At 63.1% G+C, this 16817-nt stretch carries 14 protein-coding genes; 7 read left to right on the top strand and 7 right to left on the bottom strand.

Annotation, left to right across the window (positions count from 1 at the left end; translation table 11 throughout):
- The first annotated feature begins 11 nt into the window (after nucleotides 1–11).
- The 3 genes from ABIV12_RS13720 to ABIV12_RS13710 all read left to right on the top strand — a co-directional run bounded on the left by ABIV12_RS13720 (nucleotide 12) and on the right by ABIV12_RS13710 (nucleotide 4022).
- Nucleotides 12–1175 carry a glycosyltransferase gene (locus ABIV12_RS13720; RefSeq protein ID WP_348060233.1) on the top strand — a complete coding sequence of 388 codons (1164 nt, stop codon included), beginning with the start codon at nucleotides 12–14 and terminating at the stop codon, nucleotides 1173–1175.
- A gap of 94 nt (nucleotides 1176–1269) precedes the next feature.
- Nucleotides 1270–2343 carry an acyltransferase gene (locus ABIV12_RS13715; protein WP_348060231.1) on the top strand — a complete coding sequence of 358 codons (1074 nt, stop codon included), beginning with the start codon at nucleotides 1270–1272 and terminating at the stop codon, nucleotides 2341–2343.
- Entirely contained in the window at nucleotides 2340–4022 is a 1683-nt protein-coding gene (locus ABIV12_RS13710; RefSeq protein WP_348060229.1) for a hypothetical protein, read from the top strand. The genes ABIV12_RS13715 and ABIV12_RS13710 overlap by 4 nt, the downstream gene beginning before the upstream one ends.
- A gap of 186 nt (nucleotides 4023–4208) precedes the next feature.
- Here the strand turns inward: ABIV12_RS13710 and ABIV12_RS13705 are convergent, their stop codons facing one another.
- The 7 genes from ABIV12_RS13705 to ABIV12_RS13675 form a co-directional block, all read right to left on the bottom strand.
- The gene (locus ABIV12_RS13705; RefSeq protein WP_348060227.1) at nucleotides 4209–5405 is read right to left on the bottom strand and encodes a hypothetical protein; all 1197 of its coding nucleotides are present in this window, start codon (nucleotides 5403–5405) and stop codon (nucleotides 4209–4211) included.
- Nucleotides 5406–5446: 41 nt separating this feature from the next.
- Nucleotides 5447–6088 carry a polysaccharide deacetylase family protein gene (locus ABIV12_RS13700; protein WP_348060226.1) on the bottom strand — a complete coding sequence of 214 codons (642 nt, stop codon included), beginning with the start codon at nucleotides 6086–6088 and terminating at the stop codon, nucleotides 5447–5449.
- Between the two features lie 125 nt (nucleotides 6089–6213).
- Nucleotides 6214–7335: a glycosyltransferase gene (locus tag ABIV12_RS13695; protein ID WP_348060224.1), complete on the bottom strand. Its 1122-nt coding sequence runs from the start codon at nucleotides 7333–7335 to the stop codon at nucleotides 6214–6216.
- Between the two features lie 7 nt (nucleotides 7336–7342).
- Nucleotides 7343–8692, bottom strand: a complete 1350-nt coding sequence (locus tag ABIV12_RS13690; protein ID WP_348060222.1) for a phenylacetate--CoA ligase family protein — start codon at nucleotides 8690–8692, stop codon at nucleotides 7343–7345.
- A gap of 46 nt (nucleotides 8693–8738) precedes the next feature.
- Nucleotides 8739–10292 carry a polysaccharide biosynthesis C-terminal domain-containing protein gene (locus ABIV12_RS13685; RefSeq protein ID WP_348060220.1) on the bottom strand — a complete coding sequence of 518 codons (1554 nt, stop codon included), beginning with the start codon at nucleotides 10290–10292 and terminating at the stop codon, nucleotides 8739–8741.
- On the bottom strand, nucleotides 10289–11548 hold the full coding sequence (locus ABIV12_RS13680; RefSeq protein WP_348060218.1) for an O-antigen ligase family protein: 1260 nt from the start codon (nucleotides 11546–11548) through the stop codon (nucleotides 10289–10291). The genes ABIV12_RS13685 and ABIV12_RS13680 overlap by 4 nt, the downstream gene beginning before the upstream one ends.
- Before the next feature lie 20 nt (nucleotides 11549–11568).
- On the bottom strand, nucleotides 11569–12417 hold the full coding sequence (locus tag ABIV12_RS13675) for a polysaccharide deacetylase family protein (protein ID WP_348060257.1): 849 nt from the start codon (nucleotides 12415–12417) through the stop codon (nucleotides 11569–11571).
- A gap of 81 nt (nucleotides 12418–12498) precedes the next feature.
- On the opposite strand from ABIV12_RS13675, the gene ABIV12_RS13670 reads away from it, so the two are divergent.
- The 4 genes from ABIV12_RS13670 (at nucleotide 12499) to ABIV12_RS13655 (ending at nucleotide 16518) form a co-directional block, all read left to right on the top strand.
- The gene (locus ABIV12_RS13670) at nucleotides 12499–12720 is read left to right on the top strand and encodes a hypothetical protein (RefSeq protein ID WP_348060216.1); all 222 of its coding nucleotides are present in this window, start codon (nucleotides 12499–12501) and stop codon (nucleotides 12718–12720) included.
- 703 nt (nucleotides 12721–13423) lie between these two features.
- Complete coding sequence (locus ABIV12_RS13665) at nucleotides 13424–14611, top strand: acyl-CoA dehydrogenase family protein (protein WP_348060214.1); 1188 nt, start codon at nucleotides 13424–13426, stop codon at nucleotides 14609–14611.
- A 1-nt stretch (nucleotide 14612) separates the two neighbouring features.
- Complete coding sequence (locus tag ABIV12_RS13660) at nucleotides 14613–15527, top strand: amino acid--[acyl-carrier-protein] ligase (protein ID WP_348060212.1); 915 nt, start codon at nucleotides 14613–14615, stop codon at nucleotides 15525–15527.
- A gap of 1 nt (nucleotide 15528) precedes the next feature.
- Nucleotides 15529–16518 carry a DUF1839 family protein gene (locus ABIV12_RS13655; RefSeq protein WP_348060210.1) on the top strand — a complete coding sequence of 330 codons (990 nt, stop codon included), beginning with the start codon at nucleotides 15529–15531 and terminating at the stop codon, nucleotides 16516–16518.
- Nucleotides 16519–16817 lie beyond the last annotated feature (299 nt).

Here is a 16817-nt window from a genome sequence, read left to right as displayed (position 1 = left end):
CCTCTCGCAGCATGCGCATCTTGCTGGTCAGCTCGCAGTTTCCGATCGCGGGCGAACCCACCCGCGGGCGACCGATCTATCAGACCGCGCGCGAACTCGCGACGCTCGCCGAGGTGCGCGTCGTGAGTCCGGTGGCGATGTATCCATCGTGGGCACAACCGAAAAGTTACCTGTTCAAGCCCGCGGACGCCGCAGTGACCGGTATCGATACCGCGTACGTCACCTATCCGGCGCTGCCGATCGTGTCGAGGCCGTTCAACGGCTGGCTCGCAGCGCGCGCGATCGCGCCGGAGCTCGCGCGTTTCAACCCGGACGTCGTTCTCTCGTACTGGCTTTATCCCGATGCGTACGGCGCGATGCTGGTCGCACGCAAGGCCGGCGTTCCGCTGGTTGCCGGTGCGCGCGGTTCGGACATCCGCGTTCGCGACCGCATCAGCAAGGCGCTGACGCGACGCGTGATCCGATCGGCCGACCAGTTGTTGGTCGTCAGCGAGGATCTCGGGAGGCTGGCAGTGGGCGAGTACGGAGCGGACCCGACGCGCGTGCATGCGATCGCGAATGGCTGCGATGCAATGACGTTTCATCTGGGCGATCGCGCAGTTGCGCGCACCAATCTCGCGATCGATCCATCAGTGGAACTCATCGTGTACGCAGGTCGGCTCGTCGCGGAAAAAGGGCTGCGCGAACTGGTCGGTTCAATGCGCGACCTCGTCGAACGACGCCCGGGCGTCGAGCTGGCGATGATCGGCACAGGCCCGCTGCACGACGAGCTGGCGGCCGAAGTGGCGCGGCAGACGAGCCTGCGCGTGCACCTGCCCGGCGCGTTGCCACCCGAAGGCGTCGCACAATGGATGACCGCCGCAGATGTGTTCGCGTTGCCGAGCTACTCCGAAGGCTACCCGAACGTGCTGGTCGAGGCGCTCGCCTGCGGCCGCCCGATCGTTGCAACGACGGTCGGCGGCATCCCGGAAATCGTCGACGCCGCGTCCGGCATCCTGGTCGCGCCGCGCGATGTCGACGCGTTGGCAGGCGCACTTGCCCAGGCCCTCGATCGATGCTGGAACGAGGCCGAATTGTCGACACGTTTTTCGTGCGCCTGGCACAGCGTCGCGGTCGATACGCTGCGCGTGTGCGAGACGGCGATCTCGATGCGTGCAAAGGCGGCGCGGACATGATCGCTTTCTTCCGGCACCTCGGATCTTCCGCCACGCGCATCGCCAGAACCGGAATACACGATCGGATCATCGCCATCTCCCACCAGGTATCGCCATGTTGATGAACCTCAACACGTTGCGCGCGTTCGCAGCGCTGTGCGTCGTCTACTACCACATCACGTCTGACGCAGGCCTCAACCTCGCCATCAGCATCGGCACGCGTGGCGTCGACGTGTTCTTCGTGATCAGCGGCTTCATCATCACCTACGCCAGCTCGAAGAGTCCGGACCAGTTCTTCCTGCGTCGACTGATCCGCATCGTGCCGTTCTACTGGGTCGCGACGCTTGCGGTGTTCTCGCTCGCGGTGGTGGCGCCCAACCTGTTCCACACCACGCGCGCCGATCTTCCGCAACTGCTCTGTTCGCTTTTCTTCATTCCGCGCGAAACCGACTACGCCGGCATGTTCCCGACGCTGATCCTCGGTTGGTCGCTCAACTACGAGATGTATTTCTACGCGTTGTTTGCGCTGTCGCTGCTGGTCGACAAGGCGCGCGCGCCGATCGTCTGCACGTTGCTGATTACCACCGTGCTGGTCGCGATCAACCTGTCGGGAACTGACAACGCGTCGGTCCGGTTCTATGCACGTCCGCTGGTGTTCGAATTCGTGTTTGGCATCGTCGCGTTCTACCTGCTTCGCTGGATCGAGGCGAACCGGCATCGCCTGCCCGGACGCCGCAATGGACTGGCGCTGATTGCGCTGGTGATGTTGACGGCGTGCGTGGCTCTGGGCGTCGGCGAGTACGGACACGGCTTCGGCCTGTCGCGCGAGATCAGCGCCGGTGTGCCCGCGTTCTTCCTGGTTGTCGGCACGCTGGTCGTGGAAGTCGTCTACGGCGTGTCGATCCGCAGCCGCGTTCTGTACCTGATCGGCGAATCCTCCTACATCCTCTATCTGATCCATCCCTACGTCGTCTACGGTGTGCTGCGCACGCTGTTCCGCCATGCGTCGGACTTTGGCGTTGTTGCGACAACGGGTCTGATTGTCGCCCTCCTCGTCGTCGCGACCGGCGTCGCGGTTGCCCTGCACCTTTGGTTCGAGAAGCCGGTAATGGAATGGTTGCGCCAGCGCCTTTTGCCACCGCGCACCGCCCGCGTCGCCGAAGAACTTCACCAGCCGAACGCGTCGTGAAGGCGGCGATCTTCTTCGCGGTCGCCATGGCGCTGCCGTGCTCCAACCCCGCGGATGCGGCAATCACGCTCGACCTGTCGTCCGTCGATCACCACTCGCGCGCCTACGAACGGTTCAAACACTACGTCGACGGTGCGCTCACGCATCGCAATGACTTGCCTTACGGCTTCAGCGCGATGGACGCCGCCTACATGGCGCGACTCGATGGCGTCGCGACCTACTGCGGGCTCGCTGTGGATCTGGTGCAGACGCAGGTTGATGCGGCCACTTCGGCCATCGCCGCCGGCAAGGCCCCGGAAGTCGCCTCCGATTCATACCTCAACATCGGATCGATGATCGGTGATCTTGCGATCACCTACGACACGTGTGCGTCGGCAATGACGCCGCAGCAGCGCACCACGTGGTCGGCGTATGCGGAGCGGGCCGTCTCGAACGTGTGGAACCACTATGGCGCTACGTGGGGTGGGCACCTGTTTCCTTGGACCGGCTGGTCGACGACTGACCCGGGCAACAACTACTACTACAGTTTTGTCGAGGCGACGATGCTGTGGGCATTCGCCAGCGACAACGGGAAATGGATGACGCTGCTGACGTCGGACAAGCTGCCGGCGTTGCAGGCGTACATGGCGACGCTGCCAGGAGGGGGCAGTCGCGAAGGCACCGGCTATGGCACGTCGCACATGCGCCTGTTCCAGATCTATTCGTGGTGGCGCGATTCGACCAAACAGGATCTCGGGGCCGCCAACCCGCACCTGACCGACAGCATTGCGTACTGGATCCATGCAACCGTGCCAACCCTTGATGCGTTCGCCCCGTACGGCGACCAGTCGCGCTCGTCGCAGCCGTTGTTGTACGACTATCACCGCCGGCTGATGCTCGAAGCGCGTCAACTGACGACCAGTGAACAGGCACGCAAGGCTGCAAGCTGGTGGTTGAACGCGATTTCGATCCAGGAAATGACGAGCTCGTTCAACTTTCGCTTCGACCTCCTGCCGGCGGGCATCAAGGGCACGCCGCCCGATGAGCTGACCTATCGCGCAACCGGGGTCGGAGAGCTCTTTTCACGCACCGGCTGGGACCCGCACGCGACGTGGTTCTCGCTGATCGCCGGGCCCTACGACCAGAGCCATGCGCATCAGGAACAAGGCGGCTTCATGCTCTATCGCGATCGCTGGCTTGCGGTCACCGAAAACATCTGGAGCCACAGCGGGATCCAGCAGTCGAGCGAGATGAACAACGTCGTGCGGTTTTCGCGCAACGGCAAGACGCTTCCGCAACGGCAGCCGAACGGAGCGACGATGACCGTGACGAAAGCCGCACCCTCCGGCGAGGTCCATGCGAGCGCAGACCTCGGCAAGGTGTTCGGCTCGTCCGCCGTACGTTTCTGGCAGCGCGACGTCGATTTCGTCGCGGGCACACTCACCGTTCACGACCGCTATGCGGTGGCGTCAGATGTCGACGCGGTCTTCCAGATCAACGTGCCGGTCAAACCGGTGATCCGCGCCAACCACGTGAGCGCAGGCGACCTGCAGATCGATGTGCTGTCACCGACCGACGCGACCATCCGTATCGTCGACTGGAAATTCCAGGACAACGACTTCACCTCCGGCTACCGCGTCGATGTGCAAGGCCGCGGCACCGAGTTCGTTGTCCGCATGACGACCGCCGTAAAACCCTGACGGCAACCACAAGGCCCGCAGCGCGAGCGAATCGCGGCGAGCACGACAGAATCGAGCGCTTTCGCTTGCATGGACCGCCGTGGTCGCGACCGACGGATGCCGGTTAACGAGAGCAACACGTCGCGTTTCGTCGCACCGGGGCGTCGCACGCGCGCACGCACCTGATTCTTTCCCGCGCTTCGCGTTTCAGCGTTTCGCGGCATCCGCCGTACCCGACCCAAGCCGAGACGACCGCGGCGGCGGCAGATGGAAATCGCGATACGCGTTCGGATCACCCGTCTTGCCCGCCTCGGCCGCCTTGATGATGTTGTAGGTTTCGCGCGCAGTCACGTAATGCAGCACGTACGTTCCCCCATCGTTGTAGACACGCTCGAGATGCGCGTGCATCGCGTCCATTTCGGGACCGAGTAGCGTGTCGATGTCGCGCTCCTGCGTGCCGTGGGTGTGGATTTTCACGAACACCCATTCCGGTCGGCCCTCGACATGGATGCCGGCCTGGACCCACGCATCGACGCGCGCCGGTGTTGGCGGCCCGGAGCGACGCACATCGGAATTCTCGATCCGTGGCACAACACCAAAGCGGCGCGATCGCCAGTTGAGCGCCAGCGGTCCCTGCACGATCATCAGATCGCCGCTGGCCTTTCCACCAACGCGAACATCGACGCCGCGATTGTGCGATTTGGGCCGCTGCGGATCGTCCGTTGCGTAATAGATCGCATTGACCTTCGCCGTCTGTGTGTCGCTCGGTGCGGACGGCAGCGTGAAGTCGGCATAGCAGCCAAGCTCCCGCAACAGGATCAATTCGTTGTTGATTCCGCACCAGCGACCGTCGGCGCGCGAATTGTCGAGGCACCAGTTGCCATGGATGAACGCGAATGCCAGCGCACCGGTGTCCGGATCGCGCGCGAGCGCGCCGTGATGCTCGTGCAGCAACGTGCAGAAGCGCGTCATCGTTGCGCGAAAATTCGCCTCGTTGTCGTTGTCGTGATGCAGGTGGATCTCGATTTCACCGAACCCGTCCGCGCACAAGGCCGCGATCTTCGTGAGATGTTCCTCGACGTATTCTTCTTCCGGATAAAAAAAGCAGTGTTGCGGGTGGACACCGTCGGCATCGCGATGACGCGACGCCAGCGCGCGGTAGTCGCGGCACCAGCGGTCAACGCGCGCACGCTGGGTCGCCTCGTCGGCGCGTCCCCACATCGGCTCGTAGTGATCGACGAAGCAGAACATCACGTGGGTCGGACCACGCACCACGGGCCGAGCGGGCCTGCGCAGGTAATCGACGATCCAGATCTGCATGTTGCGCGCGCGCAGCAACACGCCGATCGCCAGAACAGCCAGCACCACCACGGCCAGCACCACCGCCAGCAGGACACTCGTCATCGACGCTCCACTCCCTCGCCGGCCGTTGCCGGGCGCACATGCTACTTCGGCTCGGGCGGCAGCGCTTCCATCGAATGACCAGCGGCACGCCATTCCGGGATCAGCTCGCGCAGTGACGCGAGCGTGTTCGGATCATCGTCGTGCATCAGCACGATGTCGCCCGCCAGCGGCGGGACGTCACGAAAGCGCGCAGACAACGTCGCCGTGCTGTCGCGCTTGTAGTCCATGCTGTCATACGACCAGTACGCAATGCCACGTCGCCGTCGCGAAAAGTCGCGCAGCATCCGCAGTGGCAGTGCGCCGCTCGGTGGCCGGAACCAGTGGCGTTGCTGGCCGTCGAGCGCTTCAAGAATACGGTCGGTGCGATCGATTTCGACCCATTGGGCCGCGAGATCGATATTGGCGAAGCGCGGATGACTGTACGAGTGGTTGCCGATCGCATGACCCTCGGCAACGATCCGACGCGCGATGTCGGGATACCGCTCCGCATTTTCTCCGAGGAGGAAGAACGTCGCGCGCGCGCCGTGTTCGGCGAGCAGGTCGAGCAGTGCCGGGGTGATGTCCGGATGCGGGCCGTCGTCGAAGGTCAGGTACAGCGCCTGCCCGCCCAACGGCCGCTGGATGAGCATGAGTCGTTTGGGCAGCCAGCGGAGCAGATGCAGCTTTTTGGGTCGGGGATTCAAGGAGCACCGGATCTGGGTGAGACGGACACTGAGGAGAACGGCGGCGCCATTCGTCGCGCGAAACTGTTACGGCACGGCCGGAGCATCTGGATGCAGACAGAGCGGAACGTGGCAACGCAAGCGTGTCACGGCCAGGCTTTCGAAGGTCTTTCATACAGCGCGGCGTAACCCGACAGCATACGCGCGACGGTGGCATGTTCGAGCGCCCACTTGCGTCCGCGGCTTCCGATCGCCCGCCGACGATCCGGGTCAGCCAGCATCGTTTCGAGCGCCTGCGCCAGCGCAGCAGGGTCCCCAGGCGGAACAATCCGTCCGTTGACCCCGTCCACAACGATCTCGGCGTTGCCGCCGACCGCGGTCGCGACGATCGGCAGTCCTGTCGCGCAGGCTTCGAGCAGGGCAATCGAATATCCCTCCGACACAGACGACATCGCAAATATATCGAACCCCTGCAAGAGTTCGCGCACATCGCTGCGGTCACCGAGGAAATGGATTGTTGCGGCAACACCCTCGCTGTCGGCCAGCGCGGCCAGTTCAGCGCGAAGCGCACCATCGCCGACGACGATGAGCGCCACATCGCGACGGTCCCGGCACACGCGCGCGAACGCGCGGATCATCGTCGGCAGATCCTTCGCCCAGTTCAATCGACCGACGAATCCGACCAGCTGTGTTGCCGCCGGCAGACCCAGATCTTCGGCGAGGCGCGCATGGGCGAGCGTCGACGCGGGAATGAAGCGTTCGACGTGGATGCCGTTCGGGACGCTGACCACCTTGCCCGATGGAATGCGTTCGCGTGCGACCAGATTGCGCCGCGCCGCTTCGCACACCGCGACCACGGCGTGGGTCCAGCGCATGCTGAGTCGATACACAGCGAAGCGCAATTGGCCGACCGGGTTGCCGCCCATGCCATGACGCGTGTTGATCAGTCGGCGATTCGACAGGCCTATCAAGGCCAGCGCGGTGTAATCGTGGGCAAGCAGGTTGTGTGTATGAACCACCGCGTCGCCGGCATCCTGCGCCAGCGCTCGACGCAGACGACGCAATGCGGACACATCGATACCCGCTCCCTTGCGACAGGCGATCACATCGATGCCTTGTGCTGTCAATTCGGGCGCGAGCGAGCCCGGTTCGAACAGACACACCACCCGGGGCGCGTCTCCCGCCGCCCGTTGCGCCAGCACCAGGTCGATGACGACGCGTTCGAGCCCACCGCGGTTGAGGTTTTCGACGACGTGGACGATCTTCAAGGGCGACTCACGGTGAGGCGTCCGCAGACAACTCGCTGATGGTGACGCGGAATTTTCCGTTTTTGCCGGTTTCGATCGCGTCGACGAAATGGAATCGCACGTCGAGCGCGTCGCCCAGTTGCTTGGCGATTTCGTTCCTCGCGTAGTCAAGACCTGCCGCATCGAACGCGTCGCCGCGCACGATCGAAATATCGAGCGTCTCCAGCGTGCGCTGCACCACCTGGAAGCGGACCACTCCAGGAACGTCCTTCAACATGTGCGGAAAGAACTCACCCGGCAGGATCTGCCCGGTTCGGGTGCGGATTGCATCGAGCTTGCGGCCGTCCACGCGTTCCAGCATCGGCAATCCGCGGCCACACGCGCACGCACGCGTCGATGTCGTCGCCAGATCACCATTGGCATAGCGGATGAAGGGCATGCCGTAGTTGTGCAGGTCGGTGATCAGCACATCGCCCGGCTCCGCCCGACCTGCTTCGACCAGCAGGTGATCGGCATTGATGTGCAGGCCATCGCGCCTCTCGCATTCGGATGCGATCAGCATGAATTCGCGGCAGCCATAGGTGTTGTAGGCAGGCGCTCCGAACGCGCGCTGGATGAGCTCGCGCTGATATTCGAGCAGCGCTTCTGCCCCACCCAGAATGGAATGCGGCGCCGCGGCTTGCCGCTTGTGGGCGAGCAGCCATTGCGCAAGGCGCACAAGCGGGCCGACGTAGCCGACCATCACCTCGGGTTTGTACGCGTCGATCGCGTCGGCATACTGCGCCATGTTCGACTCGCTCATCGGAAACGAGTCGAGCATGCGCCGTCCAAACGCGGCATGGAAAAGTCGGTCCTTGACGAGCTGCAGACGCCCAGGATTGCCCACCGTCCCTCCCCAGAGATACAGCGTCCGCCGCCCCATGCGGGCGCCCGCCCAACCATATCCGCGCCACATGACAGCGGTGCGCCGTTCGTGACTCTCGCGCGTGTAGCCGAAGCGCAGCGGCTCCCCGGTGGAGCCTCCGGTCGACTTGAGCAGGAGTCCGGCGCGGTACGACGGCGCGATCAGGTCGTCGAAATTGGCGCGGATGTCGGCTTTGGTCAGGATCGGCAGGCGGGCATAGTCCTCCATCGACCGGATGGCATCGGGCGTGATTCCCAATGCGTCCCAGAGGCGCCGGTAATACGGCACTTCACGATAGCAGTGGTCGAGCAACGCCTTGAGCCTGGTCCACTGCAGTGCCGCCAACGCGTCCGCGCTGAGCCATTGGTTGCGATCATATTCGCGGCCGTAGGCAATCGTCTTCCGTCGTCGCAGAAGCGATTCGTAGAATGGAAACAGCACGCGCTGGAACAATCGTTCGTACAGCAGACTCATCGATGTCTCCGGTTCGCTCGCGCGCCCATCTCCTGCCGGGCGCGCATCATCGCGCGTCGCCGACCGCACGGGTAGCGGCCCAGCGCAAGAACCCGGCGACGAAGGCAGGCCGTCCGCGCAACGCCTTCAGATGGAATTCTCCGAGGTAACCGATGTCGGTTCGAGACCAGCAACCAAGAATCACAGTGAGTGCTGCGTACACCACCCCGAGGCAAACAACGCCAGCGAGCATCGACAGCAACGGCGGATGGAGAAGGCGCAACGGAGTGACGAGGAGTGCCGCCAGTGCAATGGCGAGCATGATGCGACCGAGGCGAGACCACGCAAGGCGGGTCTCGCTGATGCGCAACGCCAGACCGATCGTGACCACGGCACCTACGACCGACACCACCAGATACGCCGCCATTCCGCCGTAAAGCCCGTACCGGCTGATCAGAATGACATCGAGGACAATCTTCAGCGCGCCGCAGGCGAGCACTCGTGCGAGGATGCTGTGCTGCTGATCCGCGCTCAGCAACAGGCTTTGTCCGGCGGTGCTGATCACGTTGATCGATCCGGCAACCAGACAGGCGGCGAGCACCGGGTAGGCTGCGTGATAGGCGCTGCCGTAGAGCACCGCAATGGTGGCGTCGGAGAAGACCAGGCCGTAGCCGATCAGCGGTCCGGCCAACAACGTCAGATACGTCGTCGAGGCGACGAAGCGGCGCGCAGCAATGTGCCGGCCTTCGCTGAATGCACGCGCCATCATCGGCAGAAGCACCGCACTGAAAACACCAGGAAGCAACAACGCCGCGCCTGTCGCAAGCTGGTAAGCGACCTTGAACTGGCCGGCGCTTGCAGGCGTGTCGAGCAGGTTGAGGAACAGCACCTCTGTTTCGCTGGCGGTGAAGAAACTCACCGTGCTGATCACCGCGACGAACCGCATGTGCCGATGCACGCGCGCCATCAGTTGCGGCGGCAGCGGGGCATGCGCCGCGATGGAGGGCAGGAGGCCGCGCACCTGCCAGCGCGACACGGCATAGAACAACGCGCTGGAGAGTGCGAAGACCCCGAGGAATACCTCGATTGACGCACCGGTGAACCACGCGACAAGGATCATTGCAAGGTTGAGCGGCGTCGTGAGGAGCGCGATCGCTGCAGTCGTGCCGAACCGCTCAAAGCCTTTTGCGACGGCGATGTTGAGCATGTAGGGCGCGCGCAGCCCGATCGCGAAAATGAGCAGCGCGCACAGCGCGAAGTGGTTGAGGTCCGGCGCGAGCGCACCGCCGGCCAGCAGGAACGCCGCGCCTCCGAGCGTCAACACCACGCCAAGGAACGCCAGCTGGACGCGGCGCAGATAGGCGATCATCGGTCGCAGCAGATCTTCGCGATCCGCTCCGCGCAGTTCCGCAATGAACTTGATCATCGTGGTCGTGGTGCCGGCGTTGGTCGCGGTCACGCCGCAAGCAACCAGCCACACGATAAGGCTGTAGGTGCCGAATGCCTGCGGGCCGAGATGCCGCGCAATCACGATCGACACGATCATGCCGAGGAAATACTCGGTGTAGATCCCGACCGAGGAAAAAAGAGTATTGCGGATCGTCTGCGCGCGCGTATTCACAGCAGCACTCGCACGACCAGATAGAGCAGCGCGATCGAGCCCACCGACAGCATCCCCCAGCGCGCCAGATCGTCTCCGAGACGGAACTCCGGCAAGCCGGGGAAGCGCTCACGTGACTGGGTGTACTGGGCAACCACCATCGCCGCAAAAAGGTAAAGCACGATCACATAGCTGCGACTGAGGAAAAAGGCCGCGGTAAAGAATCCGGCCAGCGAAACCAGTAACGTCACGCCTGCTTCGCGCTCCGCGCGCCAGGCGTCCGCGGTGGACGCGTCCGCATCTGCGGGCGCGTACCTGCACAGAGCCAACATCATGCGGAAGCCGTACCCGACAAATGCGAGCCAGACCGTATAGCCCACGATACCGGTTTCCGCCAGCACCAGAACGAAGGAATTATGCGCCGTGAGATAGTTGTGCTCGGTAAAGTTGTGTGCACCGACGCCGAACAGCGGTTGCGACTGGAACATCTGCAACCCTTCGTACCAGGCGTCAATTCGTCCGGCAGCCGATTCCTCTGCCGCATCGAGGTCCTGCAGTCGCGACGGGAGCATCTGCATCAATGCAAGCCCTCCTCCGCCGACGACCATCGCGGTGATCACGCCCCGTCGCAGCCACAGCCACACACCGATCATGCTGGCGACTGCGAGCAACGCGCCGCGCGAGTTGGTCAGGTAGACGCCGTACAGCAGCAACGCCGCGGCCGCGAGCCAGGTCAATCGCACCAACCCGAGCATTCCACCACGCCGTGCAAGGTGAAAAGCCATCGGCAGGACTGCGACGAACAACAGCCCGAGGTCGTTGGGATCGCTGAAGATGCCGACATATTGGATACGCCCATCGTCCTGCACCAGCGGCATACCGGTCCAGCCGATGCCGTTCTGCACCTGCAGCACTCCATGCAATGCCAATACGCAGCTGCACAGAACAAACACCTGCATCGTCACGATCATGCGTCGCGGCGTGGTCAACGCATTGGCGAGGAGGACGAACGCGATGACAGTCGGCGCGAAGTCAGCGGCCTGTTCGATTGCTCCGCCGGCCCACCCGTTGACCAGGATCGAGATCATCGTGACGATCAAAAAAGCAAACAGCAGCGGATATTGTGGCTGCGCAAACGTCTTGCGGCCCGCCACCAGCCAGGCGCCTGCGGCGACAGCCAGTGTTCCGGTCAACAGCGGCAAAGTCCCGTCGCCCAGTTGCGGATAGTCCTGCGGGCGCACGATGACCAGTGCGATGTAAATCAGAATGAAGATCATGCAGCGGCGATCCCTTCGACTCAGCCGTTGCGCTGACGCGATCGGTGACTGAACAGTTCCGGCCACGCGAGCATGCACTTGAACCAGACGGAATCCATGTAGCGTTCTACCGGAAGTCGCAGCAGCGAATACGGGTCGGCCGGCGGCCACGGATTGGTGCCGCTCACATAGCTGCAGCCCATCTCGTAGTGCTGCGCCGGAACGGCGGCGAGGACCTGATCGCTATATGCATCAGAACCACCCACGGGATATGAAATGACACGCGCAGGCACACCCAGTTCCCTCGCGATTGCAGCGCGCGAGCCTGCCAGTTCTTCGAGCATCAGTTCGTGCGGCAACTGGGCGAGCATCCAGTGGTGGACTCCATGCGAGCCGATCTCCATGCCTCCTGACTGCATTTCGCGCAACTGATCCCAAGTCATCGGACGGCAGTCGCGATGCGGTTGACGCGGAATCGACCACGCATCCTCGAGGCGACGGATGACGGCTGCCTGGCGCGCTTCGGGCAACGTCTTGATGCGGTCCAGCACGCTCTCGGCGAGCGCCGCGCGTTCGACACGGTCCAATGGGATCGATGCGTCGATGCGCAGCTCGGGAATGGAAACGCGATCTGCCGAGGTGCGATGAAACAGATGCACCAGCCAGTCGTAGGCGTACGGCGCACCGCTGTCGATGTATCCGGTTGACACGAAGAAGGTCGCGGGGACGCCCAGTTCGCGCAGGATCGGAAACGCAATATGGAAGTTGTCGTCATAGCCGTCGTCAAACGTGATGACCACGGAGCGCGGGGGCAATGATCGTCCTGCGCGAGCACAATCGAGAGCATCGCAAAGGCGGATCGGGGTGTATTCCCGCTTCAGCCAGGCCACCTGCGTCCGGAACTGATCGGGAGAGGCGCTGACGAGAGCAAGATCGAAGTCGAAATGCTCGGCGGACACGTCCCGTACGCGATGATACGCAAGAATGCGCAGCTCGGTCCGAAGCCGCTGTCGAACGCCGTGTACCAGGGGCAAAAGGCCGAATCGACTGAACCACTGTGCGAGTTGCTGGCGCTTGCCGCGACGTTGACCCGACCCTTCGTGCTGCTGATTCCCCGACATCGATCGTCCTTTCCGACTCAACCAGTGCCGACAACCAGCGCAGCGCAGCGCGAACAGCCATCGATCCAGTGAGGATCCTCGCGCAACGGCGCGAAGGATGCACCCGACATTTACACGTGTCCATTGATTTTGCCAGTCGGACGACGCTCCGGCGGTCGCCGACCCTTCTCCGTTTCACGCACTGCAATGCATTGGAAGTCACGGATCACAGGGCATGGACATCGGCCGAATTGACGAGCGGGAGCGCTTCTCGGAACGGAGATGCGTGATGCCCGACGTCACCACCCAATCACGACGCACGCACGCTGGTCAAGAACGACGGCTTCCGGGAGGCGCGTGTCTCTGCACACCTGTCGCAGACGCCATCAGAATCACTGAGTGGACAATGGATGCCAGTTGCGCGCAATTGGCGTTTATTTCATGATGCTGGAATGCTGAATGATCGTTTTGGACGCGTGCTGCCGTCTGCGCCAGGGCCACTGTAAACGACCAGTCGGCCGGTTTCGCGCAAGTTGAGTGGTTGATTGCGGAAATGCGGGTTTGACTCTGTGGCGCTCACGCCCCTGACCCAGCGGGCCGAACGAAGGTTTCGACGGTGCGCTTTGAACGGTCGGATGCTCCGGCCAGCACCATCGGTGTGATCGGAAGAGGTGGTTTGTGACAGCGAGTGGAGCACGAACGCACACCGCAGGTCTGACGACCCGCGGAGAACATTCGGTTGACATCTTGATTCGCCGCTTCTTTGCATTGAACGCACGTTTGCAGGAATACGGACATGACCACACGCGGTAGCGGCAGCCCCAATGACATGGTCGTCAGGACCGCGTCGATCGCGGCCGAGGTTGCTGCCCTCAACGCTGCAGAGGTGGATGCGAAAAGCCGCTTTCCGCAGGAAACGTTCGCGGCGCTCAAGGCCGACCGATTGCTTTCGACGGCGGTCCCCACGGCGTACGGTGGCGACGGCGCCGGCATGCTCGACCTGGGAATGCAGTGCGCGAAGCTGGCGCAAGGCTGCGGCGCCTCGGGAATGGTTCTGGCAATGCACCACATCCAGGTCGCGTGCATCGCCCGACATGCCGCCGACTCCGCCTATTTCCAACGCTACATGCGCGAGAACCTGGTTCAACGCCAGGAGCTCGTCGCGTCGATCACGTCGGAAAATGGAACTTTTGGTGACACGCGATCGAGCGTGTGTGCAGTCGTCGTCGATGGTGACGAAATGTCGCTGGAAAAAGACGCGACAACCGTGTCCTACGGCGCGCACGCAGACGCCCAACTCGTCACCTGCCGCCGCGTTGCAGATGCCGCGGCAAGCGATCAGGTGATGGTGCTGTTCGAGAAGGATCAATACACGCTGGCGCAGACCGGCACGTGGGACACGCTCGGCATGTGCGGCACCTGCAGCCCGGGCGCGAAATTTTCGGGCCGCGGCGCCGCGGCGCAGATCCTTCCGGGTGCCTATGCGGACTCGTCCGCGCAGACGATGGTGCCGTACTCGCACATCCTCTGGTCCGCGCTGTGGTCGGGAATCGCGTCCGACGCCATTGCGCGCGCGGCGACTTTCGTACGCGCCGAGGCGCGCCGCAAGCCAGGTACCGTGCCGGCGAACGCGACACGTCTCGCACGCGCGCACGTCGACCTGCAAACGATGCGCAACAACTGGGAATCGTGCGCCCGCGAATTCGACGACCTTACCTCGGCGGACGATGCGAACGCGCGCGAAGAACTCGGCACGATGGGCTGGGCGCTCAAGATGAACCAGCTCAAGATGGCCAGTTCCGAGATGGGACCGCGGCTGTGCCACGAGGCGCTGCAGATCATCGGCATCATGGGTTACAAGAACGATTCGAAATTCAGTGTCGGGCGGCACTACCGCGATCTGTTGTCCGCGTCGCTGATGGTGTCGAACGAGCGCATCGCGGCGAAGAGCGCTTCGATGCTTCTGGTCTTCAAGGACGAATGACATGACGGCGACTGCTTACGATCCAATCGCGTTTCACGACGGCCTTGTTGCACACGGCCTCATCGTCCCGGCCGGCGTGCAGGGCATCTTCGGCCGCGGCCCGGTCTTCGAGGACATCCTCGAGCGCTTCGACCGCATGGTCCTCGACATTGGAAAGAGCGACGGCGCGCAAGCGATGTTGTTTCCACCGACGATCGATCGCTCGATCATCGAGAAGACCAATTACATGGAAAGTTTTCCCCATCTGGTCGGTGCCGTGTACAGCTTTTTTGGCAAGGAAACGGAATCGCGAAAGATGGCCGAGCAGGTCAAGGCCGGTGAATCTTGGGGCGACCATCTGTCGATGACCCACGTCTGCCTCAACCCGGCGGCCTGCTATCCGGTCTATCCGACGTTTACCGGCACGGTCCCCGCCGAGGGTCGACTCGTCACGTTGGTCGGCTGGGTATTCCGCCACGAGCCGTCGATCGAACCCACGCGCATGCAGGCGTTCCGGATCCGCGAGTACGTTCGCTGCGGCACGCCCGAACAAGTGGTGCAGTGGCGCGACATGTGGCTGCAGCGGGGGGTTCAATTGCTCGAGTCGCTCGGACTTCCCGCACGAACCGACGTTGCATCGGACCCGTTTTTCGGCAAGGGCGGCAAGATGCTGGCGACCAACCAGGTCGATCAGCAACTGAAGTTCGAGGTGCTCGTCCCGGTCATTTCGCAAGAGAAACCGACCGCGGTCTGCTCCTTCAATTTCCACCAGGACAAGTTCGGCCAAGCGTTCGACATTCGCACGCCTGATGGCGCCGTCGCGAACACCGCGTGCCTCGGGTTCGGTCTGGAGCGCGTCGTCATGGCGCTATTGCAGACGCACGGGTTCGACCCTGGCACGTGGCCCGAGTCCGTTTGCCGCAAGCTCTGGGCCTGAGATGCGCGTCGCGGCGCTCGACCTCGATCTCCGGACTTACCAGCGGCATTCGCTGCACGCCGAAGATCGCGCGTGGGTCGAGAAGAACTGCTACTTCGACGTGTGGATCGAAGTGGTGCACGCACTCGGTTGCGACCCGCACGCAATGCTGCCGGTGGCGGTCGCACTGGACTTCGAAGGCGACCAGTGGACCTTCTATAAGCCGCCGCACGACGAATTGCGCGATCTGTATGGAATCGAGGTCAATGAACTCAATGCGTGGCGGCCGATGCTTGACCACGCGGTCGAGCATCTGCCTGCGGGCAAACTGATTGTCGTGGAGGCCGATGCCTGGTGGTTGCCGGATGTCTCCGGCACGGACTACCGACGCCAGCATGTGAAGTCCACCATCGCGCTGGTCGATGTCGACATCGACCAGCGCCGGCTCGGCTACTTCCACAACGCATCGTTCTACGCACTCGAAGGGGAGGACTTCGACCGCACGTTCCAGCAGACCGAACGCGACCCGGATTTTCTGCCGTTCTTCGCCGAACTGGTGCGCACCGACCGCCTGGTCAAACGGCCGCCGCAGGAATTGGCCGCGCTTTCCCGGCAGCTGCTCATGCGTCATCTTGCCCGTCGTCCGGCGGATAATCCCATCGAGCGATTCGCACGTCGGTTCGAACGCGACTTGCCCGAACTGCAGTCACGCGGACTCCCCCACTACCACGCATGGGCATTTGCCACGTTGCGCCAGCTCGGATCGGCGGCCGAGCTGATGTCGGTCTACTTGCGTTGGCTGGCAGCGGATGGCAACGGTGTTTCGACCGATACCGGCCGGTACGGCGATGCGGTCATTGCGTACGAGACGATTTCCTCAGGCGCCAAAACGTTCGTTCTCAAGGCCGCGCGTGCGGTGAACACAAAGCGCGCGTTCGACACCACCGCGATCTTCGACGAATGGGCCGGCGCGTGGGAAACGGCAACGAAATCCCTCGACGCGAGTCTATGAAATGCCGGTTGCCGGTATCCTCTCCAAACCTTGAAGTGCATTCGTGGCGAGCGCAGGTCCGTGCAACAATTGGAACAATGCGAATCGCCCTGCGCCCACGCAATGCCCAACGCCGACCATGGACTCCGGTGGCCGCTGACAGGCTCCGTCGGTTCCTTGCCGGCAGCCCGGTGAATGGAGTCACCGCAGTTCGTACATCAGGACTAAAAAATGAGTGAGCAGATCGCCCGCATCCGAACGATCCTCAAGGAACATGCGCGCCTCAGCCAGGACGCTGAAACGTTGAGTCAAGACGCCGA

This window comes from Dokdonella sp., assembly GCF_039926425.1.
Taxonomy (GTDB): domain Bacteria; phylum Pseudomonadota; class Gammaproteobacteria; order Xanthomonadales; family Rhodanobacteraceae; genus Dokdonella_A.
Note: the sequence above shows the minus strand (reverse complement) of the source record. Positions and strands in the feature narration are given on the sequence as shown.